General features: G+C 43.5%; 18 protein-coding genes. 7 read left to right on the top strand and 11 right to left on the bottom strand.

Going from position 1 to position 23,502, the window contains the following annotated elements; all coding sequences use genetic code 11:
* The first annotated feature begins 21 nt into the window (after positions 1 to 21).
* On the top strand, positions 22 to 456 hold the full coding sequence (gene fur / locus JMY08_RS07515; protein ID WP_201592656.1) for a ferric iron uptake transcriptional regulator: 435 nt from the start codon (positions 22 to 24) through the stop codon (positions 454 to 456).
* A gap of 106 nt (positions 457 to 562) precedes the next feature.
* Here the strand turns inward: fur and JMY08_RS07520 are convergent, their stop codons facing one another.
* Positions 563 to 1,684, bottom strand: a complete 1,122-nt coding sequence (locus tag JMY08_RS07520; protein WP_189582949.1) for a PilT/PilU family type 4a pilus ATPase — start codon at positions 1,682 to 1,684, stop codon at positions 563 to 565.
* A gap of 161 nt (positions 1,685 to 1,845) precedes the next feature.
* Positions 1,846 to 2,901, bottom strand: coding sequence for a type IV pilus twitching motility protein PilT (locus tag JMY08_RS07525; protein ID WP_010195743.1), 1,056 nt, complete (start codon positions 2,899 to 2,901; stop codon positions 1,846 to 1,848).
* A 350-nt stretch (positions 2,902 to 3,251) separates the two neighbouring features.
* Here JMY08_RS07525 and JMY08_RS07530 point away from each other — a divergent pair, with 350 nt between their 5' ends.
* The gene (locus tag JMY08_RS07530; RefSeq protein ID WP_201592658.1) at positions 3,252 to 3,971 is read left to right on the top strand and encodes a YggS family pyridoxal phosphate-dependent enzyme; all 720 of its coding nucleotides are present in this window, start codon (positions 3,252 to 3,254) and stop codon (positions 3,969 to 3,971) included.
* A gap of 15 nt (positions 3,972 to 3,986) precedes the next feature.
* Here the strand turns inward: JMY08_RS07530 and JMY08_RS07535 are convergent, their stop codons facing one another.
* Together JMY08_RS07535 and JMY08_RS07540 are read right to left on the bottom strand one after the other, a co-directional pair.
* Positions 3,987 to 5,261, bottom strand: coding sequence for a hemolysin family protein (locus JMY08_RS07535; RefSeq protein WP_010195738.1), 1,275 nt, complete (start codon positions 5,259 to 5,261; stop codon positions 3,987 to 3,989).
* 215 nt (positions 5,262 to 5,476) lie between these two features.
* Positions 5,477 to 7,168 carry an NAD+ synthase gene (locus JMY08_RS07540; protein WP_201592660.1) on the bottom strand — a complete coding sequence of 564 codons (1,692 nt, stop codon included), beginning with the start codon at positions 7,166 to 7,168 and terminating at the stop codon, positions 5,477 to 5,479.
* Between the two features lie 829 nt (positions 7,169 to 7,997).
* Between JMY08_RS07540 and JMY08_RS07545 the strand changes: the two genes are divergently transcribed.
* The 3 genes from JMY08_RS07545 to epmA are packed head-to-tail and all read left to right on the top strand — an operon-like array spanning position 7,998 to position 11,497.
* A complete protein-coding gene (locus JMY08_RS07545) occupies positions 7,998 to 9,134 on the top strand; it encodes an AI-2E family transporter (protein ID WP_201592662.1) in 1,137 nt (378 codons plus the stop codon).
* A 53-nt stretch (positions 9,135 to 9,187) separates the two neighbouring features.
* A complete protein-coding gene (locus tag JMY08_RS07550) occupies positions 9,188 to 10,402 on the top strand; it encodes a 4-phosphoerythronate dehydrogenase (protein WP_201592664.1) in 1,215 nt (404 codons plus the stop codon).
* 57 nt (positions 10,403 to 10,459) lie between these two features.
* Positions 10,460 to 11,497 carry an EF-P lysine aminoacylase EpmA gene (gene epmA, locus JMY08_RS07555; protein WP_201592666.1) on the top strand — a complete coding sequence of 346 codons (1,038 nt, stop codon included), beginning with the start codon at positions 10,460 to 10,462 and terminating at the stop codon, positions 11,495 to 11,497.
* A gap of 318 nt (positions 11,498 to 11,815) precedes the next feature.
* Here the strand turns inward: epmA and JMY08_RS07560 are convergent, their stop codons facing one another.
* The 6 genes from JMY08_RS07560 to JMY08_RS07585 all read right to left on the bottom strand — a co-directional run bounded on the left by JMY08_RS07560 (position 11,816) and on the right by JMY08_RS07585 (position 17,343).
* Positions 11,816 to 12,454, bottom strand: a complete 639-nt coding sequence (locus tag JMY08_RS07560; RefSeq protein ID WP_189582931.1) for an NAD(P)H-binding protein — start codon at positions 12,452 to 12,454, stop codon at positions 11,816 to 11,818.
* 174 nt (positions 12,455 to 12,628) lie between these two features.
* Complete coding sequence (locus JMY08_RS07565) at positions 12,629 to 13,078, bottom strand: YaiI/YqxD family protein (RefSeq protein WP_201592668.1); 450 nt, start codon at positions 13,076 to 13,078, stop codon at positions 12,629 to 12,631.
* Positions 13,078 to 14,454, bottom strand: coding sequence for a 5-(carboxyamino)imidazole ribonucleotide synthase (locus JMY08_RS07570; RefSeq protein ID WP_201592670.1), 1,377 nt, complete (start codon positions 14,452 to 14,454; stop codon positions 13,078 to 13,080). The genes JMY08_RS07565 and JMY08_RS07570 overlap by 1 nt, the downstream gene beginning before the upstream one ends.
* 486 nt (positions 14,455 to 14,940) lie before the next feature.
* On the bottom strand, positions 14,941 to 15,501 hold the full coding sequence (purE, locus tag JMY08_RS07575; protein WP_194620776.1) for a 5-(carboxyamino)imidazole ribonucleotide mutase: 561 nt from the start codon (positions 15,499 to 15,501) through the stop codon (positions 14,941 to 14,943).
* Between the two features lie 99 nt (positions 15,502 to 15,600).
* Positions 15,601 to 16,566 (bottom strand): metallophosphoesterase, encoded by a 966-nt coding sequence (locus JMY08_RS07580; RefSeq protein ID WP_201592672.1) that lies wholly within the window; start codon positions 16,564 to 16,566, stop codon positions 15,601 to 15,603.
* Positions 16,567 to 16,734: 168 nt separating this feature from the next.
* A complete protein-coding gene (locus JMY08_RS07585; RefSeq protein ID WP_010201910.1) occupies positions 16,735 to 17,343 on the bottom strand; it encodes a rhomboid family intramembrane serine protease in 609 nt (202 codons plus the stop codon).
* 560 nt (positions 17,344 to 17,903) lie between these two features.
* Between JMY08_RS07585 and JMY08_RS07590 the strand changes: the two genes are divergently transcribed.
* Both JMY08_RS07590 and JMY08_RS07595 read left to right on the top strand, forming a co-directional pair.
* Complete coding sequence (locus JMY08_RS07590; protein ID WP_201592674.1) at positions 17,904 to 19,553, top strand: hypothetical protein; 1,650 nt, start codon at positions 17,904 to 17,906, stop codon at positions 19,551 to 19,553.
* A gap of 647 nt (positions 19,554 to 20,200) precedes the next feature.
* Entirely contained in the window at positions 20,201 to 21,799 is a 1,599-nt protein-coding gene (locus JMY08_RS07595) for an OmpA family protein (RefSeq protein ID WP_201592675.1), read from the top strand.
* 108 nt (positions 21,800 to 21,907) lie between these two features.
* Here JMY08_RS07595 and nagZ read toward each other — a convergent pair whose 3' ends face one another.
* Positions 21,908 to 22,990, bottom strand: coding sequence for a beta-N-acetylhexosaminidase (gene nagZ / locus JMY08_RS07600; protein ID WP_201592676.1), 1,083 nt, complete (start codon positions 22,988 to 22,990; stop codon positions 21,908 to 21,910).
* Positions 22,991 to 23,502: the final 512 nt, after the last annotated feature.

The following is a 23,502-nucleotide window of genomic DNA, read 5'->3' on the forward strand; positions in this document are numbered from 1 at the left end:
TTAACAGTCAGAAGGGATATTATGGCTTCTTTTACCAATCAAGATTTACGTAAAGCAGGATTAAAGGTAACGTTACCGCGTATCAAAATTTTAGAGTTGCTTGAGTGCGCAGAGCTTCATCATATGAGTGCAGAAGAGGTGTACAAAGCACTGATTGAACAAGGTGAAGATGTGGGACTGGCGACCGTCTACCGAGTACTGACGCAGTTTGAACAAGCAGGTATTGTTGAGCGCCATAACTTTGAAAACAATCTATCCGTGTTTGAGATCACTCAGGCAGAGCATCATGATCATCTGGTTTGTGATGTTTGCGGCAAGATTATCGAGTTCCATAACGAGATTATCGAAGAACAACAAATCAAGGTAGCCGCCGAGCATGGCTTTAAGCTATCGGGTCATTCTCTGGTGTTATACGGCATTTGTAACAATCAAGAATGTCGCGACAGCGCAAAATAATAGCCTTAAGAGCAGTTATTTTTGCAGACAGCAGCGGTATCACAATAAAAACAGCCCTCAATCATGAGGGCTGTTTTTATTGTGTGACTTGCTTACTTGCTACAGATTAGCTGACATCCAACGATAAACTATCAGCACCTTCATCTAGATTAGCTGTACCATTTTTACTGCTCAGTTTGATTTTGAGACGTAAGTCATTAGGAGAGTCAGCGTGGAGAATGGCTTCTTTATAAGTGATTTCGCCTTGTTCGTATAGATCAAAAAGCGCTTGGTCAAAGGTTTGCATACCACTATCACGGGAGCGCGTCATGACATCTTTGATTTCGTGGACTTCGCCTTTACGGATATAGTCACTGATCAGCTGTGAGTTTAACAAAATCTCAATGGCTGCCCGCCGACCTTTACCGTCTGGGGTTGGAATCAATTGCTGCGCGATGATGGCCTGTAAGTTAAGCGACAAATCCATAAATAGCTGATTGTGGCGACTGGTTTCAAAAAAATGAATGATACGGTCAATTGCTTGGTTGGCATTGTTGGCGTGCAAGGTGGCGAATACCAAATGGCCAGTCTCTGCATATTGGATCGCATAACTCATGACCTCGCGGTTACGAATTTCACCAATCAAAATAACATCTGGTGCTTGGCGCAAGGTGTTTTTTAAACCCGCCTCAAAAGAGTGGGTGTCGATACCAACTTCACGCTGAGTAATGATACAACCACGGTGTTTATGAACAAATTCAATTGGGTCTTCGATGGTAATAATATGACCATGAGAGTTTTGGTTGCGATGACCGATCATGGAAGCCAGAGTGGTTGATTTACCGGTGCCAGTTGCGCCAACCAATAAAATAATACCGCGTTTTTTCATGGCCAGCTCCTTCAATGCTGGCGGCAATCGTAGCTCTTCAACGGTTGGAATTTTATTCTCAATTTTCCGTAAAATCATGCCCGCCATATCGCGCTGTACAAAGGCACTGACTCGAAAGCGTGCTTGCTGTGCTTCATCAGTAATGGCAAATTGACATTCATTCGTCTCTTTAAACTCTTTTTGTTGACTTGGCGTCATTACCCCTTTGACCAATAGCATGGTTTGCTCAGCGCTCAGGGGCGTCTTACCAACGGGTAGAATTTTCCCATTTATTTTCATGGAAGGCGCTACATCAGCGGTAATAAAAAGGTCGGAGCCGTTTTTATTGATCATTAACTGTAACAGTTTATCAATATCCATATCTTACCTACATTCGGTGTAAATCGATTAAAAATTGTCTAAAGTCCATTTTTAAAGATCAATAATCATGACTATTAAAAATAAATAAGGTGTATAAAAAGGTATATAAAAAAGTCACTGGCTATTAGTAGTAGTTAGTAGCTCTGATCAGATCAGCACTGCTATAAAAATGCGTCAGGCTGCTTGGCATAAGGACGAGCAACGTCTTTGCTAATCGTGCCTTTTGTCACAAGATTTTTAAGCGTTTGATCTAGAGTAATCATGCCATCACCGGCACCTGTCTGGATAGCCGAGTACATCTGGGCGATTTTATTCTCACGAATCAAGTTACGAATCGCTGGCGTACCCAGCATAATCTCATGCGCGGCAATTCGTCCGCCAGTTTGACGACGCAATAGAGTCTGTGAGATGACCGCTTGTAACGACTCCGACAGCATGGCACGAATCATGTCTTTTTCCGCTGCAGGGAATACATCGATCACGCGGTCAATGGTCTTAGCCGCTGAGCTGGTGTGTAGGGTGCCAAAAACTAAGTGACCGGTCTCAGCAGCAGTCAAGGCTAGACGAATGGTCTCAAGGTCACGTAGCTCACCAACAAGGATAATATCAGGATCTTCACGCAGTGCTGAACGTAGCGCTGGCTCGAAACCTAAGGTATCACGGTGTACTTCACGTTGGTTAACCAGACTTTTTTTAGATTCGTGGACAAATTCAATCGGGTCTTCGATGGTTAAAATATGCTCTTTACGGGTTTCATTGATATAATCAATCATAGCAGCGAGCGTGGTTGATTTACCTGAGCCTGTCGGACCTGTTACTAGGACGACGCCACGTTTGAGATCTGACACACGCTTGAACACCTCACCCATACCCAAGTCTTCCATAGTCAGTACTTTGGAAGGAATGGTACGAAAGACAGCACCTGCACCGCGATTTTGGTTGAAAGCGTTGACCCGAAAACGCGCTAAGTTGGGAATCTCGAAAGAAAAATCCGTCTCATAAAACTCTTCAAAGTCAGCACGCTGCTTATCATTCATGATGTCATAAATCAGCTGATGCACGACTTGATGTGTCATCGTGGGCATATTGATGCGTGTCATCTCACCGTCGACCCGAATCATCGCTGGCATACCGGCTGAAATATGTAGATCTGATGCCTTATGTTTGACCGTAAAGCGCAGCAGATCTTCGATGCTTAGATTGTTTTTTTCAGCCATAATCAGGCATTCCTATCAATGAATAAGGGTAAGACAAAAAGAGCATAGCAGCAGGCTGTAAACGATAACCTTATCAATCATCCTCTGCTAGATCAGTTGTTTAGCGATGAGCTAGGCTATGGTTGTTACTATTACTATTATTTTTAGCAGTATATGTTAAACCATGTAACAATATCATAACAAGACTCTTGGCATTTAACCATCTACTAGGCTAAGAAAATGTAAAATTAGACAGTCATTTATTTATTGTGTAAATTTTGCTCATGGCAAAATTTTTATGAAATCTTTAAATAGTGCGATCAATAAAAATCAAAACAAATAATCAAACCATTTATTCTTGTGAGCTGTATATGAAAGATACTGAAAATAATTTTGATAAATTAAGCCTTATTGATAACTGGCAGCAGGTCATACGACAAGTGACGCAGGCAGGTGAACAAGCCAAAGACAGCGCACCAGACGAGGTGATTTTACTTGCGGTTTCTAAGACCAAGCCTGCCGAGATGATTGCTACTTTAGCTGAGCAAGGACAACGCCACTTTGGGGAAAATTATCTGCAAGAAGCCATCGAAAAAATCAGTACCCTAAAATCTCAAGCAATAGGCGAGTCTATTATTTGGCATTATATTGGTAGTATCCAACGTAATAAGACGCGTGATATTGCCGAGCATTTCGATTGGGTACAAACGGTTGAGCGCGACATCATTGCGAAGCGTCTGAATGAGCAACGTCCAAGCGAGTTGCCGCCATTGAACGTTCTGATCCAACTCAATATTGATAATGAAGACAGCAAATCAGGGTGTTTGCCAGCGCAGTTACCGGAATTGATAACCACAATGAAAGGTTATGAGCGTCTGCAATTGCGTGGACTGATGATTATCCCTGCTAAAACCAACACCGATGCTTTTAGCCGCACCAAGCAATTATTTGAAGCCATCAAGCGTGACCATCCAGAATTAACTGGCTGGGATACGCTTAGTATGGGCATGAGTGATGATATGGCAGAGGCGATTGCCAATGGCTCGACCATGGTGCGAGTCGGCACCGCCATATTTGGTAGTAGAGGTTAGTGCATGTTGAGCTGATTAAGCCACTTCTTCGAGCTTAGTCACTAGTAGCTGGTTAATTTTGAGGTTATTAGTCGCAAGAATTTCAAAGCGGTAGTTGGCATATTCAATGCTGTCAGTTTTCTTTGGAATTTTGCGTAGCATATACACCATAAAGCCACTGATCGTTTCGTAGTTCTGGCTATGCGGTAGATTGACAATGCCGAGTGAGCGAATCACATCTTCGATTGGGGTCATGCCATCAATCAGCCAAGAGTTATCAGTACGCTGAACAATGGGCTGATCTTCTAGCGTGACCAGCTCGCCCATGACAATACTCATGACGTCTTTTAGAGTAATCACTCCAACGACCAACGCATACTCGTTAATGATAACGGCAAAGTCAGCACCGGTTGATTTAAACATCTCTAACACTTCAAACAAAGATAAAGTATCAGGCACAAACAGCGCCGGTTTTAATAAGGCTTTGTTTGTTAAGCTGACCTCTTGCTGGTTAAGCACCAAGGCTAAAAAACTGCGTGACTCCACATAGCCAATGATATGCTCTAGATCATCGTCATGGCAGACCAAAAATTTATTATGTGGCTGTTTGATCATGACTTCAACCACTTGTTCCGTACTGACCTTGGTATCAAAATAAACGATGTGTTCGCGTGGATTCATCACTGAGGTCACCGTGCGCTCTTGCATCTCAAAGATATTTTCGATCAAATGATGCTCTTGATGTTTAATCACCCCAGCTTCTGCACCAGCATCCATCACTGCGTAGATATCCTCTGACGTCATCTCATCCTGACGGACAGTCGATATACCCAATAAATTAAAAATCAGGTTCGCTGCACCATCAAAGACCCAAATAATCGGCTTTAATATAAAAATTAAAAAAATCATCGGCCGCACAACTTTGATAGCAATCGGTTCAGAGTTGGACATGGCGAGACGTTTGGGCATAAGATCGGCAAACAGCACAAAAACACTGGTGATGATGATAAATGACACAACAGAGGCGAGCGCTTCATGACCGAATAGGCGCTCTAAATAAGGACTGATGGCTGATTCGCCGATAACACCTGCCAAAATGGCCACCGCATTGAGCGCGATCTGTACCACAGTAATAAAACTGCCAGGATGCTCTTGCATATTGAGAACATCAAGCGCGCGCACTTCGCCTTCTTTGGCCATCACTTGTAGTTTGATTTTTCGGGCGGAGGCTAGTGCTAGCTCGGAGCTGGAGACAAGGGCGCTGAGCGCAATTAATAAAAAGATAAACACACCAGCAGTTAGCAAGCTCATGAGATACTCGGATAGAAATAGGTAGGGTAGTTAGATTAAAAATAAAGGGTTCAATTTGTGGACGCGAAAAGCTTATTTGTGAATGTTCAACACATTCTAGTCAGAAACTAAAAAAGCTGGGCAAGCACCCAGCTAATAATTAAAGATTGATTTTTAAACAAGGAGGTTGTCATTGTCTGACTTTTTTACGGTAGCAGTCAGACAATGGTTGTAACCTAGCCTTTTATCGACCATTTATTCACCAATGGGTAACGACGCTCGCGACCAAAGGCTTTATGGCTGATCTTCGTGCCAATTGGTGCCTGACAGCGTTTAAATTCGTTATTGTCGACCATTTGAATAACCTTGGCGACCAAGTCAGCATCGAACCCTTTATCTACGATATCTTGGTAGCCCATGTCTTCATCGATATAAGACATCAAAATGCCGTCTAAGATGTCATAGTCAGGTAAGCTGTCCTGATCTTTTTGGTCAGGGCGTAGCTCGGCTGATGGGGGACGGGTAATCACGCGCTCAGGAATCACAGGCGTGTCTTCTAGACGGTTACGATAGCTGGCCAGTTTATAAACCTGTGATTTATAAACATCTTTTAGCACATCGAAGCCACCTGCCATATCACCATATAAGGTTGAATAACCAACCGCCAGCTCTGATTTATTGCCAGTCGTGATGACCAAATGACCAAATTTATTGGACAGTGCCATCAATACAACACCGCGCGCACGTGCTTGGATATTTTCTTCAGTGGTGTCCGCAGGTGATTTATTAAATAGCGGGGCAAGGGTATGACGAATGCCTTCGACCGCATCAAAAATTGGACAAACCGTATAAGAAACATTTAGACGACGGGCTTGTGCTTGTGCGTCTTCTAAGCTGATTGGTGACGTATATTCATAGGGCATCATGACCGCATAAACTTTATCCGCACCTAAAGCATCGACCGCGATACAAAGCGTTAATGCCGAATCAATACCACCTGATAAACCGACGATAATGCCAGAGAATCCTGAAAGGTTGACATAATCACGCAAGCCAACCACCAGTGCTTGATACATCTCTGATTCGCGGCTGAGGGTCAAAGGTGCTTTAGACTGCGCATTGAATTTGGCAGTTTTGACATCTAAGGTCGCGAGTAGCAATTGGTTCATAAAGCGTGGCGCTTCGTGGGCAACGCTACCATCAGCTTGCACTGCCATAGAGCCACCGTCAAAGACCAAGTCATCTTGACCGCCAACAGCATTGACATAGATGATGGGGAGGCCATTCTCACGGCTGCGTTTGGTCAGCATGGTTTTACGACTGTCTTGTTTTTCAATTTCGAAAGGTGAGGCATTTAAGCTGATGACCAGATCCGCGCCTTGCTTTTTGAGGTCAGAAATAGGGCCTTTTTCCCACAAGTCTTCACAGATGAGTAGACCAATAGTGATGCCTTTATAATCAAATAGGACTTGATTGCGACCTTTGTCAAAGTAACGGCGCTCATCGAACACGCCATAGTTTGGCAATATTTGTTTATGATAAAAGCCTTTTTGATGCCCATTATGCAGGATGGCTGCTGAGTTGAACGTACCATGGTGATCGACGTGCGGATAGCCAACGATCATGACGATGTCATCGATATCACTTAAGCTAGATAAAGCGCTTTTGATGCGACCTGACAAGCTTGGGCGCAGCAGTAAGTCTTGGGGTGGATAGCCCAATAGTGCGAGCTCTGGAAAGACAATCACATCAGCACCTTGCTCGCGAGCTTCTAGTGCCAGCGTGCGCATTTTTGCTGCATTGGCGGTAATATCACCGACCAAAAAGTGTGACTGGGCTAAAGCAAAAGTAACGCTGTCTTGGGTTTTAGTGGTCTTACTCGCCTCATTTGAGGCAGTAAGGTTAGGGTTATCATTGTCTTTTGACATTGTTATTGTTCCTATGAATATAGTATTTAAAATTTGGTGGATCAGTGTTGGTTTAAAATAAAAATTAATCCGAAATTACATCAAAACATTGCGCGTCAGTCATGGTTTTTTTTACATTGTTTTTAACCGTGAGTTCGTATATCGAACTCGCATGATGCGTACAACGCTTGTATAAGCATCAATGTAATGCTTATATGGCAGACCCAAATTATGCCGCACTACTCTAAAAAACTAGACATTAATAGCGTTTAGAGAGGAAGAATAAAGAAGGGTTATGATAAAGGGTGCGCCCTAATAATGACGAAAATAAATAAGGTCAAATTAAAGTAGCGGCACTTAAAATTTCAAAACAATTATTCTAGTATAACATCAATTGTTGATACTAATAGAACGCGCCAGTGATTTACCTTGCTAGATAGTGACTCATAAAGTGACAGCAAATAGTACTCAATGGTTATTGTTTTTCGGCATTCATTCTATGTATGATGGTTTGGTTAACAACGTAACGGTCAAGTGAAGTTAGCCAAAAAAAATTGTAAGGAAAGATTACAACATAGGGTTATTTATTTGACCTACTTTGTTGCATAATACCTGTCGGTAGGTAGTCTGCTTCTTGTCCTATTTTCTAAGACACTATTGACATCAACTGTGTTACGGTTGACGTGAGGCAAGCTTACTTGTGGCCAATATTGACCTGTATATTTATAGCCAACCACCCTCGCTAATGGATACTCTCTACGGAAATTGCCCGTAGATTGCTGTTCACCTATTTATAAACTTTGCAGTAATGCCGTATGAGGTTTTGCTGTCCGCTTTTGGTTTATACACTATGATAGAAAACTGGACAAAAGAATTTATTATTCAGCGCTTATTGGCCATTACTTTATTGGTTGTGCTGTTTATATTATGTTTTCAAGTGGTACAGTTTTTTATTGTACCGGCACTATGGGCGGCGATTTTAGCGTACGTTACTTTTCCTATTTATAACTTTTTTCACCAACGCGTAAAGTTCAGCTCAAACTTTAGCGCCGCTATTATGACCGTGAACATCTCTCTTATGATCGGCGTGCCGCTCGTGGTTGGTATCTTTATTTTGCAGCAGGAAGCCTTAAGTATCATCAGTAACTTAATTTATCGTATTAAAGTAGGTTATTTGGACGTGCCTGATTCTGTCAAAGATTTACCGATTATCGGTCAACAAGTCAAAGATGTGCTCTGGCGCATCAATAAGAACCCTGAAGGGACGCTAGAGGCGTTTCGTATTTGGGTGCAGTCCCATTTATATTATGGCAAAATCGCCTTTGATGTGGTGTTCAGTAGCCTTGCCAAGCTTGGTATGGCACTGATGACCCTGTTCTTCTTTTATCGTGATGGCACAAGCTTGATTCGCCAAATCCGTCAAGCCTTACGTAACATCATTGGCAATCGTATCGATGGTTATATTGACTCTGTGGGTACGACCACTCGCGCTGTAGTATATGGTATTGGGCTGACCGCATTGGCACAGGCGATACTTGCTGGTATTGGTTATTATTTCTCTGGTGCGCCAAGTCCTATTTTACTGACAATTATCACCTTCATCATTGCCTTAATCCCGTTTGGTACGCCATTTGTGTGGGGCGGGGTGTCGATTTGGTTGTTAAGTCAGGGTCATACGGTAGAAGGTATTGGTTTGGCCTTGTGGGGCGTGTTGGTCATCAGCTGGGTCGACAACCTTATCCGTCCTATCGTCATTAGCGGTGCCACCAAGATTCCTTTCATCATTATTTTTATCGGGGTATTGGGCGGTTTAACAGCTTTTGGTTTCGTTGGTCTGTTCATCGGTCCTGTGGTATTGGCTATCGGTCTTGCGGTATGGCGTGAGTGGATATCGCAACACAAAAATGAGATATTCGCCCCACAAGAAATCATGTTGAGCGATAAAAACACACAATCAGCGGTTGATGAGCAAAGTGAAAGCAGCTGAGTCATAAAGAGTAAAACACTGATCGATAAAGATATTTAATAAGGCTTAACGCGATGACGGATACAGTAACAGGAATCACTATTTTGGCGGATAGTAATATCGCCAGCCTTGATGAGTTTTTTACTGCCACTATGCTTGGTCAGGCGACTGAGCAGACGGTAAATATTATCAAAGTGGCTGGACGTGATATCAATGCGCAATTGCTTGCCGAATTACAGCCAACCATATTGTTGATACGCTCTGTAACGTCAGTAAACGAGGCATTACTGGCTGATAATGAAAGTGTTGAGTTTGTTGGCTCTGCAACGATCGGTACCGATCATGTTGATCAAGATTATTTGGCTGCACGCAATATCACTTTTGCCAATGCTGCTGGCTGTAGCAAACATTCGGTCGCCCAATATGTACTGACGGCTATCTTAACGCTGCGTCCGCAGTATTGGCAGCCATCAACGACGCTATCAATGCCATCATCAATGACATCATCAATGACATCATCAATGACATCATCAATGCCACCATTAACATTGGGCATCATTGGGCTTGGTAATATTGGCAGTACACTCGCTCAGTATGCGACTGCTTTGGGCTGGCAAGTATTAGGCTATGACCCATTATTACACCCTTCAGATACGAATAACGCCAGTTTTGAGCAAGTGCTTAGCCAAAGCGACATTGTCAGTTTACATGTGCCACTCACGGACAAAAAAAGTACGGATAAAAAGGCTGCGGATGGACAAAGTGTTCAAAGTAGTAATGGCAGTGATTATCCAACGCGTCATTTAATCAATGCAGAGGCTCTAGCAATGATGTCGCCGCATACCATGCTCATTAATAGCGCGCGTGGGCCTGTTGTTAATGCGAGTGATTTAGAAGTAGATATTGAGCGTAACGAGCGGCAAGTGGTGCTTGATGTGTTTGAGCACGAGCCAGAGATTTCTGAAGGCTTGTTGGCCAAATTGGCTATCGCCACGCCACACATCGCTGGCTATACCGTAGAAGGGAAGCTGCGCGGCACGCAAATTATTTATGATGCATTATGTGAAAAACTGGCGGTCGCACCTGCTCAATCTATGCAAAATCTGCTGCCACTAAATATGTTTTTGTGGTCTGAGTTGAAGGCGTATCCAGATAGATTGATTAAGTTCTATGACATTATGCAAGATGATGCTTCTCTGCGGAGTCAGGCAGTTGATGGACAAGTTAATGGCGCTGATTTTGATCAACTGCGCCGTGATTATCATTTGCGCCGTGAATGGCAGTTTTAAAGCCAACCCTCAGTTTGCAAACCTATTTTTATTATTCATCAGCCACAGTAAATAGTCATGAATCAATCAATCAATTCTTCTGTTAAGCCAGATGCTAAGCCCAGCTACGCACCCACCATGACGCTAGGTATGGCGCAGCAGCGTGCGCAATTCATGCAGGATATTCGTCAGTTTTTTAATAAGCGGCAAGTACTAGAAGTGCAAACACCGCTACTGTTGCAAGCTGGCAATACAGATACTTTTTTGCAGTCCGTCGCTGCGCAAGTTACCTATCAAGATCGACCTTGTACTTATTACCTGCATACGTCCCCTGAATTTGCCATGAAGCGTTTGCTGGCTAGCTGGCAAGTGCCTATTTATCAGATTTGTCCCGTTTTTCGAGATAATGAGATAGGCGTACGTCACAATATTGAATTCACTATGCTGGAATGGTATCAGCCAAATTATAGCTTAGCCGATATGGCGGCTGAGCTTGGCGAACTACTAGAAGCGCTCTATGGCTATCCGATTGTGATGAACCATTACCGCTATGTTGATGCCTTTATGGACTTTGTCGGCATACATCCGCTGACGGCTAGTCTAGCCACTCTACAAGCAGTGGCAGAGGATAAAGGGTTGACCGGTTTTGATTTTAATAGTGTAGAAAGCAGCGCAACCAATAGTGAAGAAGATATTCGTCAAAGTTGGTTGGACCTATTGTTCAGCCATGCAGTCGAGCCAAACTTGGGTCACGATCTACCGACTTTGATTATAGAATATCCGCCAGCAACGGCAGCATTAGCAAAAACGGCTTTAGATAAAGACGGTAATAAGGTCGCTAAGCGCTTTGAGTTATATATCAATGGCATTGAGATTGCCAATGCTTATGATGAGCTGGCAGATGGGCAGGCGTTAAGGGCACGCTTTGAGCAAGACAATCAATTGCGTCAGCGTCATAACCTGCCAGTCATGCCAATCGATGAGCACCTATTGGCAGCATCCGATGACTTGATACCCTGTAGCGGTATCGCCGTCGGTATCGATAGATTGCTCATGGTGATAACAGGGGCGAATAGCTTAGAGGACGTCATTCCGTTTCCGAGTGGTTTGGCGTAATATAGCCGACACTGTATAGTCAAGGAATGTTGGAATCGCTACAAGGCGACCGACCGCAGATAGTACACTGAGTACATCTAGGACGGGTAACACCGTAGCGGTTTAAAAGTGCTCTTACTATATGTATCAATGAGATAAAGTGTTAGGCGTACCCAGTTTAAATAATCACTTTCCTTACTGATTTTGAATACCGTGCAAGGCAAAAGGGTCACTTATCGATTGGCTGTTTTAACGCTCGCCAATAAATAAGTGACCCTTCTTTTAAGCTTTTTAAAAATCTAATCTCGTTAGATTCCTATAAGCCGTTATCAAATAAGCTTATACACTGGCTACAGCTTCATCGATTGCCGTCTCACCGTTATGCATACCAAAGACTTTTTTGGTCGTATTGCTCGCGTTTAATACAGCCACTAAAGTAGCGGCAACGTCTGCAATCGAGTTTTCACCAGAGTTGTTGTCGTTGACGATAATTTTGCCAGTCGCTTCGCGTTCTTTTAGCGCCGCTGCTTGTACGATAGTGTAATCAAGGCTGCTGTTATTTACCAACCACTGATCGGCATAGTGCTTAGAGATGTAATAGCCTTTTAAGTCGCCAAGTCCTAACTCGTCCCATTTTTTGGTGTCTAATGAGAACACTGTGCTGAGCATGATGTAGCGTTTGATACCTTTATCCTGTACCGCTTGCATGGTTTTGATCGCACCATGTAAATCGACTTCTAAGATATCTTTACCACCAGAGCCAGCCACAAAATAAACCGCATCGATATCTTGATCGATTTGCTTCTGAATCGCATCTTTTTGAGCCGTAATGTCTAAATCCAACTGGCTATAATTGTCATCACTGAATAATTTTTCTTGTTGACGGGTCGTGCCTACCACTTGGTGATTATCAGCCAATAATTGCTTGACCAAATCTGTTCCTACTCGACCGCTTGCACCAATTACTAAAATTTTCATAGTCATTCCTATTCTTATGTACGTTACTGTTGTTGTAAAAACTGAATGTAGCGTAACAAGAATGGTTGGCACACTTCGTTATGAAGCGTGCCGATTGCATAGTGTTTGGTTATGATTGTATACGGTTTGCAAAGAGCACAGGCTATGAGAGATTTAGAGTGGGTGGAAGGGAAATCAACGTACCAAACGATTTAGACCATCGGCAAAGGCTTTTTTATCACGGTCGCCGTATGGTTTTTGTCCGCTCATCTCTTGTAGCTCTAGCACACCAGTACCGCGCATGGTATCCATAAAATCACGCATATTGAGCTTTTGCTTGATATTGTTTTTGTCATAGATCATGCCGCGTGTGGTCAGTACCATGCCGCCTTTGTCCAAAATGTCATTGGCCAAAGGAATATCACTGGTAATCGCAAGATCACCTGGTTGTATTTGTTCTACGATATAGTCATCCGCTTTATCAAACCCTGATGGCACTACCGTCATGATAAGCAACGGAGACTTACGCAGCTTAATTGGCTGATTGGCGACAAAAATAGCCATTGTCTGCGTCCGTTCAGCCGTTTTGATAATCAAATCTTTGGCAATTAATGGCACCGAATCAGCATCCACCCAAATTTGCATTATTTTTTAGCCTTCTCTGTTTTTGATTTAGCCTCTATAACTGGCTTGATTTGGCTGTCTTTAATAGCGTTATTATTTTTAACCGTGTCGTTACTGTCTTTAGACGTTTTATCAGCTGCTATAACCGCCGAATGATCTGTCGCTTTTGGCTGATTATCGATGGCACCAGAGGCTAATTTTTTATCAAGACCAACTTTATTGGGAAGTACCGCGACGAGTTTGGCTAAGGCAGGCTCTAAATCGGCAACATCATTGGGCATCAATGTGATATGCGCAATTTTTCGATCCTCGCGTTCAGCCTTATGATAACTATGATAATGTGCGCCATCGATAGCTAGCACGGCGCTGATATCAGGATATTGCCCTAAGACGTTGAGCATAATCGCTGGATGAACATTGTCTGTATCGCCGAGTGGCAGATTGACGACTGCGCGAATATGGTTTTCAAATTGACTGGTAACAGCGCCTTCAATACTCCAGTGTCCAGAATTGTGTACACGCGGTGCAATCTCATTGGCGAGTACAGCATCATTGCCACGCGCGTCTTTGGTGACGAATAGCTCAAGCGCCATCACGCCTACATAACCCAAATGATTCATGACCGTGGTAATCGCATCGGTCGCTTGCTTAAATAAATGGCTAGTCCCAACGGCAGGTGCTTGGGTCTTGGCCAAAACACCATGATGATGATGGTTTTCAACCAAATCATAACAGCGTACCTGACCGTTCTGTCCTCGTGCCGCGATGATAGAAACCTCACGGCTAAAATGAATAAAACCTTCTGCAATCAACGGCGCGGGCGTTGGCGTCAGCTCACCTTTACCACTGACAGCATCTTTGAGGTCTTGCCAGGCGGCTTTGATATCGCTGTCTTGCTTAATGACAAATTGACCTTTGCCATCATAACCGCCGCGGCTGGTCTTGAGGACGATGGGCAGTCCAAGCTCACTACAAGCTTGCTGTAGCTCGGCTTCAGAGTTGACTGCTTTAAAAGGGACGGTGGCGATATCAAGGGCATTAAACATCTGCTTTTCTTTTAAGCGATCTTGGGCGATATCAAGGGCAATCGGTGGCGGAAACATACCTTGCTTGCTACCAGATGTTGATAAATTGGCCAGCTGTTCAACCGTCGCCGTCGGTGTGTTTTCAAACTCCAATGTAAATACATCGGCTGCGGCAATAAACGCTTCTAATTGCTCGCTATGAAAGACGCGCCCGTAAAGGCTGGCAGGGCATTCAGCGTTGTCTTCTAAAAACACACACTGATAGCCTAATGGCATGGCCGCTTCGGCAAGCATCATGCCAAGCTGACCACCGCCTAAAATACCGATAGTACGAATGGTTTGGGTAACAGGATAAGCGTTCGCTGTGGTCATGGCAGGCTCTTTGAATTGAAAATGAATAAAGGGTATTCGGTTTAGGGTCTGTTGAACATTCAAATATTAGGACTGCTGATCGCTAAAATTGCACCAAACGTTTTATCAAATCAGGCGTAAACCGACGATAATGTCGAGACCTTAGCTAGTTTTACAACAACGTTTGGGGTGATTTTAGCATCAGCCTTTCAGGGTAGGGCTATTTTTTGCCAATACATGGCGAAATTGTCTAACCTAGAATGACTAGGCGTCCAAAATTTCACTGCGTATTGTCTAAAAAATAGCCACTGCCAGTACCACATTTGAATGTTCAACAGACCCTATTTAGATCTGAAATCTAATCTATTAAAATAGGAAAAGGTGCACTGTATGCACCTTGTATTTAGTAGAACTCATCTAAGCATAAATATCAAGTTTAGAACATTTATAATCAGATAATGGGTCTTCGTGTTTTTTTAGAAACTATCATCAACTCAGTTGTATTTTTTAACTGTTGATAATGCCCGGTGTTGGGCTGGCAAGGATGGTTTCGGTTTGTGTTTGGCGTAGAGTATCCAGCTTAGTAGCGATTGCGTCGTCATGCAAGGCCAAGACTTGAATCGCCAGCAATGCTGCATTATAAGCACCTGCCGCCCCAATTGCTAAAGTACCAACCGCAACACCTTTTGGCATTTGTACGATAGATAACAAGCTGTCCCAACCACTGAGCATCGAGGATTTTACAGGGACACCAAATACTGGTAGCGGCGTTTGACTGGCACACATACCCGGCAAGTGAGCAGCACCACCAGCCCCAGCGATAATAACTTGTAAGCCATTACCTTTAGCATTTTTGGCATAGTCAAATAATCGGTCAGGCGTACGGTGTGCTGATACCACTTCACAATCAAAAGCGATATCAAAATCTGCAAGCAGTTGCGCAGCAGCGCTCATGGTTGCCCAATCAGACTGCGAGCCCATGATAATGCCAACTTTTGGCTGACCAGCAGGAGAGGCGATTGGACTTTTTTGCTCAACAGAGTTAACACTAGCTGATTGGGTACTCATGCTTTGATATCCTCAAAACGACCATCATACAAAAGTTTTGCCGCCTTCGTAAAGCCAAGTTTACCGATTAATGCTAAAGCGAGTGAAATGGTATTTCGATTATGACTGTATCACTGGGTCTTCGTCATGGCGATATTGCACAAAATTGCTGGCTTTGAGTGGCAAAGGCTGCTCGGTATCGAGCTGATAGCCTGTTAGATAACCACTATCTACCGCTGCCGAATAATCAGTACAAGCAACTTGTGGACTCAATGGTTCAGGTGTCCCAGTTAGCCAATAATGACCGACGAATACGGGTTTATCGGTTTTGAGTGCAAAATTGATATTTTCTGCCAAAGCATCTGCTGGAATTTGTGCCAATGCGGAGGAGGGGGCACGTGCAACTTCATATAGCGTACGCTCGTTAAGACCTTCAAGCCACCAACGTACCCGCACTCGTGTGCGCTCGGTACCTTCTTTATCAACCATCACCATGCCATCAGGTAGCGGTGTCTCTACACCTTTTAATACTCTCTCTAATGCTTCAAAATTCTCGCTATGCTCTTGGGCAGTTACGATAAGTCCTTTAGGCGTTAAGCAGTTATCAGCAGTCAATAAGGGTGCTAATACCGCCATGCTGTCCACATCCCAACAAGCATGCACAAAGCAAGCATAGTCAGTTTCAAGCCATAAAGGAATTTCATATAACCGCTCCAGCCAATAGTGATGATTTTCTGAGCCAAAAGGCACTTCTGCGAGAAAAGCCTCGTGTTGGCGCGTATGTGTCTCATTGTGTGAGCGTAAGTATTCCTGAGGATTGTTAGGGTCGAGCGTCGCAAAGGCTAAAGCATTGTATTCATGATTGCCCATTACTGCATCGGCAACATCCGCATCCAGCATGGCAAAAACAATTTCTAACGTGGTCAACTGCTGCGACCCACGGTCGATCAAATCACCGATAAATAATGCCCGATGACCTGCTGGCGGCACGAAGTATTGTCCGTTATGGCGATAGCCTAGCTGGGTAAGCAGACCCACTAGCTTGTCTGCATAACCGTGAATATCACCGATAATATCTATAATCATAAGTCACTGTCTAATCTTAAAGTATAAAAATGCTCGACATGCCGAGCAACGCGACGAAATTAAAAAGGAGTTAAATTTTTTTAACTGGTTTAGATTTGAGCGTCACTTACTTAAGCCACTTAAACAAGTGACGCTTCTTTCTTAAAACAGACTTCTAAAAATCATACTTTAAAGGCTTGGCGATAATAACGCGTTTAAAAAATGCGGGAGCACTTGTGGCTCCAGAATAATAGTGGCGATTATGCCAAACGCGCCGCCCCACAGATGCGCCATGTGATTGATGTTCGAGCCACCGCGTTTATCCGCGTAGATGCTATAAGCCACGTAAGCGACAGCAAATAATATCGCTGGGATAGGAACGACTGCAAATAAATAGATTTTTTCCCAAGGTGCCAGCAAGATAAAGGCAAATAATACCGCTGATACACCGCCTGATGCGCCAAGGCTGAGATAGCTGGCATTGTTTTTATTTTTAATATAACTTGGAATCATCGCGATAATGATAGCCAACACATAAAACACCACGAAACCATAACCGAATAAAAATGATTGATATAACCCTTCGATAGCACGACCGAAAAAATACAAAGTAAACATATTAAACAGTAAGTGCATACTGTCAGCATGAATAAAACCATGGGTCACAAAACGATCCCATTGACCATTATTTACCGCGGGTGGATAAAAAATGAGTCGATTGAATAGTGTCTTGTTTTGCCAAGCCAACAAGCTGACAATAACAGTGATAATGATGATAAGGGTCGTATGGTTAAGCAAAGGGTAATCCTTAGGCCGAGCCTAGTGTGTGATTGTGGTATATACAACAGGGTGAACCGCCTAAATGCGATGGCTAAATAAACACTGGGTAAGACAATCAATAATAAGTAGTGATATGACAGTGCCCATAATGATTGCTGATCATCGATTCAGCAACGATCAGGGTAAGTCAAAAACCCATTATGTAGAGAACTGTGCTTTAATAATCATTTATTATTAACAATATAACAGTGTATAAAAGAGAGTAAGTAATGCTTCGTATACTGACCGTAACGTTAATGCTAAATGTATTTGTAGCAAGCAGTCTACAGCGCCTTAAAAATAAACTTAAGTCTATATATATATTTAAGATAAGATAAAGTCGTTCATATGAGCGACGCATAGCGACAACTACCAACAGCACAGCCGTTTCACAGGGCGCAACTTATAAAGTATAGGCATTTAAAGTACAGACATTTAAAGTACAGACATTTAAAGTACAGGCATTAAGCAAAGCGGATAAAAAAACGATTTACTTCTTTTATATATTTAAACATTAAAGCCGGTAGAGGCCGTCAGTTATGAGTATTATTGAGCAACTAGAACAACATGTCACGCCAGCTGTGTTGGGTGATAATAGCAGCGTCGCCCATATCTGCCTCCTTGAGCAGTTTTATGCGATTTTGGTAGCCCGCTTGGCTTTGCCAGAAGTTTATTCGCAGTTGCTAAGGTCGGATCAAGTCGTGGTTGCTGATAGCTTGCCAGAAACTCCTCTCTTTGAGCAGCTATGGCAAGCCCCAAGTATGCGGCAAACTCTAGTGCAGGAACTTGCCGCCACACATCATATCGATGAGCTTGCTACCGTACAGTTACTTATAAATGCTGCGCCACTGGCCTACCGTGAGCTAAAAGTACTGGCGAATGGACAGTTTTTGCCTGCGTTTTTGCAAAGAGAACAATCTGCCTTGCGCCAGTATTTACCCACATGGTCAGCACCTTTTATCACGGCCTCTCAAAGTATCCATCAACCATCCGGTGCACCGAGTGTCAGAGCGGATGCTACTATAGCAGCCGTACCAGATATGCCAAAGGACAAAGTCAGCGCTTCTGATACAACCGCGATAACGCCGTCGACAGCAGCTGCCGTAGAGAATAGCAGTGTTCATCCAAATACTAGTGTGAATTTAAGTAAACATAGCAATAGCAATTTAAACAATCTTACTGATGTTATGCATACCAGTCCTGCTGACCATCATTTGGCAGAAAATGGCAGCATGAAGCGAGAGAAAGTCCGTAGCCGTAATCAACGCAATGATTTATTGGTACGGGTGTTTTTATTGATACTGGCAATGGTAGCGGTAGGCTTTGCAGCATGGGCGCTGTTAATTAAGCCTAACATGACTCCAGTAGAACCTGTGGTAACCGCCCCAGTCGTTGTTCCGCCTACCATTGAACCAGCAGCACAGGTTTTAACGCCAGTTGAGCTAATCGTTGGGGTAGATGACAGTGGTAGTCTATATACTTGTAGCGCAACGGTCGGGGATGAAGCGTTGCAAAGCATACTACAACAGGCACTCAATACAAGTTTCGGTGAGCAGGCAAGTATTTGCGAGTTGACCATACAGGTAGGCGTGGCCAGTAGTATGAATAGTATACCAACAGAGGTGCTGCCCAATATCTTGACTATGTTGAGATCAACACCATTTGCTCGACTGCATTTACAAAATGAGCGAGTGACCTTGGAAGCGCCAGACAATACGCTCCTACAACGCTTGGTCACTGACATACGTACGTTAGCGCCAGCGCTGATGATTGACAGTATAGCACCATTACCATTACCCAATAATAATAACGGAGTAGATGATATGACGGCTATGAATGGTCAGAATCCTCAGTTTGAATCCGATGCCAGCACTGCAAACAATGCTTATAACAGTAACGTTAATGGTAATAATTTTGCCGACAATGCAAACAACAATGGTGCTGGAGAGTATCAAGCAACAGATGACGATACCGGTGATAGTATGATGCCCGCACCAGCCCGCAATACACCAGTGCGTAGCAATAACGGCAATCTTACTAATGTGCCTAGCAATTTACCGAATAATTCCAATAGTCGTGCGCCTACAAATAATACAAACAGTAGACCATCAGGCCCTATCTCCTTGTCTGAAGTAGATAATATGGCCAGCAATGTTATTGTGGCTGAGCCCGCGCAAGTAAGAAACTGATTAGACCGACCATTGAGATGTAATATGAGTCATATTACATCTCAATACTTTTATAAAAAGTGCTGGTTAAAGGTGATGGTTATAAGCAATCAGATGAAGTCGTTTTATTGCTATAGTCAATCCACTATAAAAGCGTTACAGCGTTAACCTCGCTTGAGGTATTAAATATACATCTGCACTCGGTTGCCTTGTACCACTTTCAAATTGAACCGACTATATAGTCAGTTCGGAATAAAATCGATACATTGTTAGTTATGTGCGACTGGTATAAATTTTCCTTGCTTGCTGCTATCACAGAGGCTACGAAAAATTCATTCCAGTCACACTGTATCTGTTTTAAAGTGAATCTACTATATTAATTTCATTGTTCAATAAGCAGTCCTGTTTCTACCGAAAGCACTATTGATATGTTAGGGATTTGTACTTTGTCGTCTCTCTAGTTACGCGTAACAACTGAAACATTACCTAACGTATCATTTGCACAACAACGTGTTGATTGTTAACACTTACTTAATACTTTTATAATAATGAAAATTGAATATTGCCAAGATGGTTTTAACGGTTACGGCTCTTATCTCTTAGCAAAGTTTTTGAGTATTTTAATTATATAGATTGATACTAATAAGTATTAATAGGAGAGTTATATTATGGATGTTATCAGCCATTTGACGCGAACGGTAAGCCCCGCAGTATTGGGAGATGACCGTAGCCCAGCTAAGAAAAACTTGCTTGAGCAATTTTATGCTATTTTTGCTGCTCGCTTGGCAGACAAAGATACTCATGATCGCTTTTCTAACGAGAATATCGCTCGTGATGATCAGGGATTTCATGAGCGCATATGGACGGATAGCACACACCGTGACCAAATAGCTCGTGAGCTTGCTGGTAAACACAATGTCGATGTCACTGCTTCTCGCGGTTTAATCGCGATGGCAGCACCACTTGCGTACCATGAAATAAAGAGCTTGGCAGGGACGACACCTGTGCCACAGTTTTTAAACGATAATTCGGCTAGCTACCAACATCATATTCCTGCTTGGGCGAGCACAGTTTTGCCAGCAGGTATGATTGCCGCTGCGCCTGCAGGTGCACGAATTTCTGATACGGTCAGCACTGCACCGCTTCAGCGCGAAGAAGAAACAGAAGGCAGTTTTATGAAAGCGCTGCTGCCCATCATTGGTCTGATTATTCTAGGCGCTTTGGCTTGGGCATTGCTTAGAGGCTGCCAAGAAAATCCTGAGCCCGTTGCTACGCCTGCTGTCACCCAAGAGCAAGCCGCCGAAGGTAATGCAACAGCGGTTGCCGCTGATGTTGAGCCTGCATCATTGCGTATCGCCACAGGTGAGAACGGTGAATTATATGCTTGCCGTATGAACGTTGGTAACGAGACGCTACAGACCAATGTCATGAATGCTTTGACCAGTGCATTTGGTGATGAAGCCAATAACTGCCGTGCCGATGTCGATGATACTTTTGCGATAGATATGCCTGCCGCCGCCCAGCTGGCTGCTATCTTGCCTATCGTCAAAAACGTACCGAATGCCAGTATGCTCATAAAAGGTGATACCATCACGGTCAATGCACCTGATGCGGCAACTTTAGACAAGCTGGTCGCTGATTTGCAAGCAGCAGCGCCTGCGATGACAGTAAAAGCCGAAGGTGCATTAGACGCACAAAGTGAGATTGACAACAGCTTAACTGCTGCCGACACTGCGATGAGCAACCTTGGTGAAAACCCTGATCCACGTGATGTAGCGCGCGCCTTGAGCTTGCAGGTTATTAACTTCGAAGTAGATGCAAAGTCTATTCCTGATGCCAACAAATCATTCCTTGACCGTGCCTCTAAGATAATCACTGAAGTACCGAATATGAATTTGATGATTATCGGTCATACTGATAGCCAAGCAGATGACGCTTACAACATGAAACTGTCTCGCGATCGTGCCGAATCTGTAAAAGAATACTTAGTATCTCAAGGTATTGATGCAAGTAAACTAAGCACTAAAGGCATGGGTGAAACAGATCCTATCGCTGATAACTCGACGGAACAAGGTCGCTTTCGCAACCGCCGTATTGAGTTCGTGGTCAATGATGAGACCACCAGTGCAAATGATGGTATGATTATGAGCAACGATGCGCTTGATCCTGACTTGAATCCATTAGACAGCAACAATGATGACCTATTGCCAGATAGTGATGATGCAAGTCGTGGTACAGCAGTAGATCCACAAATGAATACTCAGTAGTCTCTAGTCAGTAATCTTTAGAAAATTATTGATAGTAAGAAAATAATTAATATAAAAAACCGCATCTGAAAAGGTGCGGTTTTTTATTTGCCAAAAAATGAGCGACTGTTATTTATAGACAGTAGGATCTTTTGATTCAGCAGTAGCAGTAGATGATTGCTCTGTTGACGTATTAAAAAAGGTCTGAGTCACGTTTTTCTTTGCTTGCTGCCAGTAGTCAAACTGCTGACAAGTAGCGTCAAGGTCACCTTGCCAAACGGGGATAGTGCCACACATGGTTTTGATGCGTTTTTGATTAGGATAGGGTAGGTTTTGCGCTGCTTTAGCTGCTTCATGGGCGGCAATTCTATCATTACATACCAAGGCAATGTCGCAACCAGCTTCAATTGCTGCTTTGACGCGCGCGCTAATATCTCCAGCTGCCTGCGCGCCTGCCATAGATAAATCGTCAGAGAATAAAACCCCATCAAATTTAAGCGCATCACGGATGATGTCTTTGAGCCAAATTTTAGAGAATCCCGCTGGCTTATTATCCACTTGTGAAAAAATCACGTGCGCTGGCATCAGCGCATCAAGCCATGGCAGCGTTTGGGCAAACGGCTGCATATCGCTGTTCATAATCTCATCTAAACTACGGCTATCGATGGCTTCTGATACATGGGAATCAGGAGCGATGGCGCCGTGACCGGGAAAATGCTTCCCAGTGGTTGCCATACCAGCCGCTTTCATGCCGTGCATAAACTGGGATGCCAAAGCGGTAATGGCTTGCGGGTCTTTATGGAAGCTACGATCACCAATGACTTGGCTGATACCACCTCTGTCGAGTACAGGGGCAAAGCTCAGATCAATGCCCACGGCTAGCACTTCTGCTGCCATTAGATAGCCGCAATCGTAGGCACAGCTAAGCGCACCACTGGGATCTTGATTAAATAAGTCACCCAGTCGCCCCATAGCAGGCAGCGGGGTAAACCCGTCACGTAACCTTGCGACGCGTCCACCCTCTTGATCAACACCGATCAATATATCAGCATTGTGATAGCGTATATCGTCACACAGTGCGCGTACTTGTGCGGCATCTTTGACATTTCGCCCAAACAAGATGACCCCGCCAACTTGAGCTTGCTTGATTAAACTCACATCTTCAGCAGTCAGTGCGGTACTATCGATATCAATCATTAAGACGCCGTACATCGCGTAATCCTTATTATGTTATATCAGCAGTTGCATTTATATCAGATTCAAATGCAACCGACTGTTCAGTGTTATATTATGACAGCTATTATGAATTGAGTATAATCTGCTGGTCAAATCGGCCAAAAATAATGGCTATTAACTGTCAAATAGCGATCAGTAGCCACGAGCAATAAATGTGATAGAAAGTTTGGTATGTACCGCGGTAAAGTGTAATATTGCTTATACAGATTGAGACAATGACGCATTTATGGTCATGCTAGTATTGAGTGATTTTTCGCAAGACGCGAGTCGTATTTTTCCAATAATTAATATCGTTAAAAAGCCAAATAGTGAAAAGGCTGCGCCGTAAAAAAATAACTAATACCATTCACAAAAATTAGAGTAGCAAGGAAAACGAGTGTAAGTGCTACGCATTGTAGACTAAACGAGTTTGACACCGCCAATCGTACTTTTTGGGTTTGGTGTAAATTTGATGGATAGGGACTCACCAAGCAAATACTTTCGATGAC

The sequence above is a fragment of the Psychrobacter sp. Pi2-51 genome (assembly GCF_904846665.1).
Classification (GTDB): Bacteria; Pseudomonadota; Gammaproteobacteria; order Pseudomonadales; family Moraxellaceae; genus Psychrobacter; species Psychrobacter glaciei.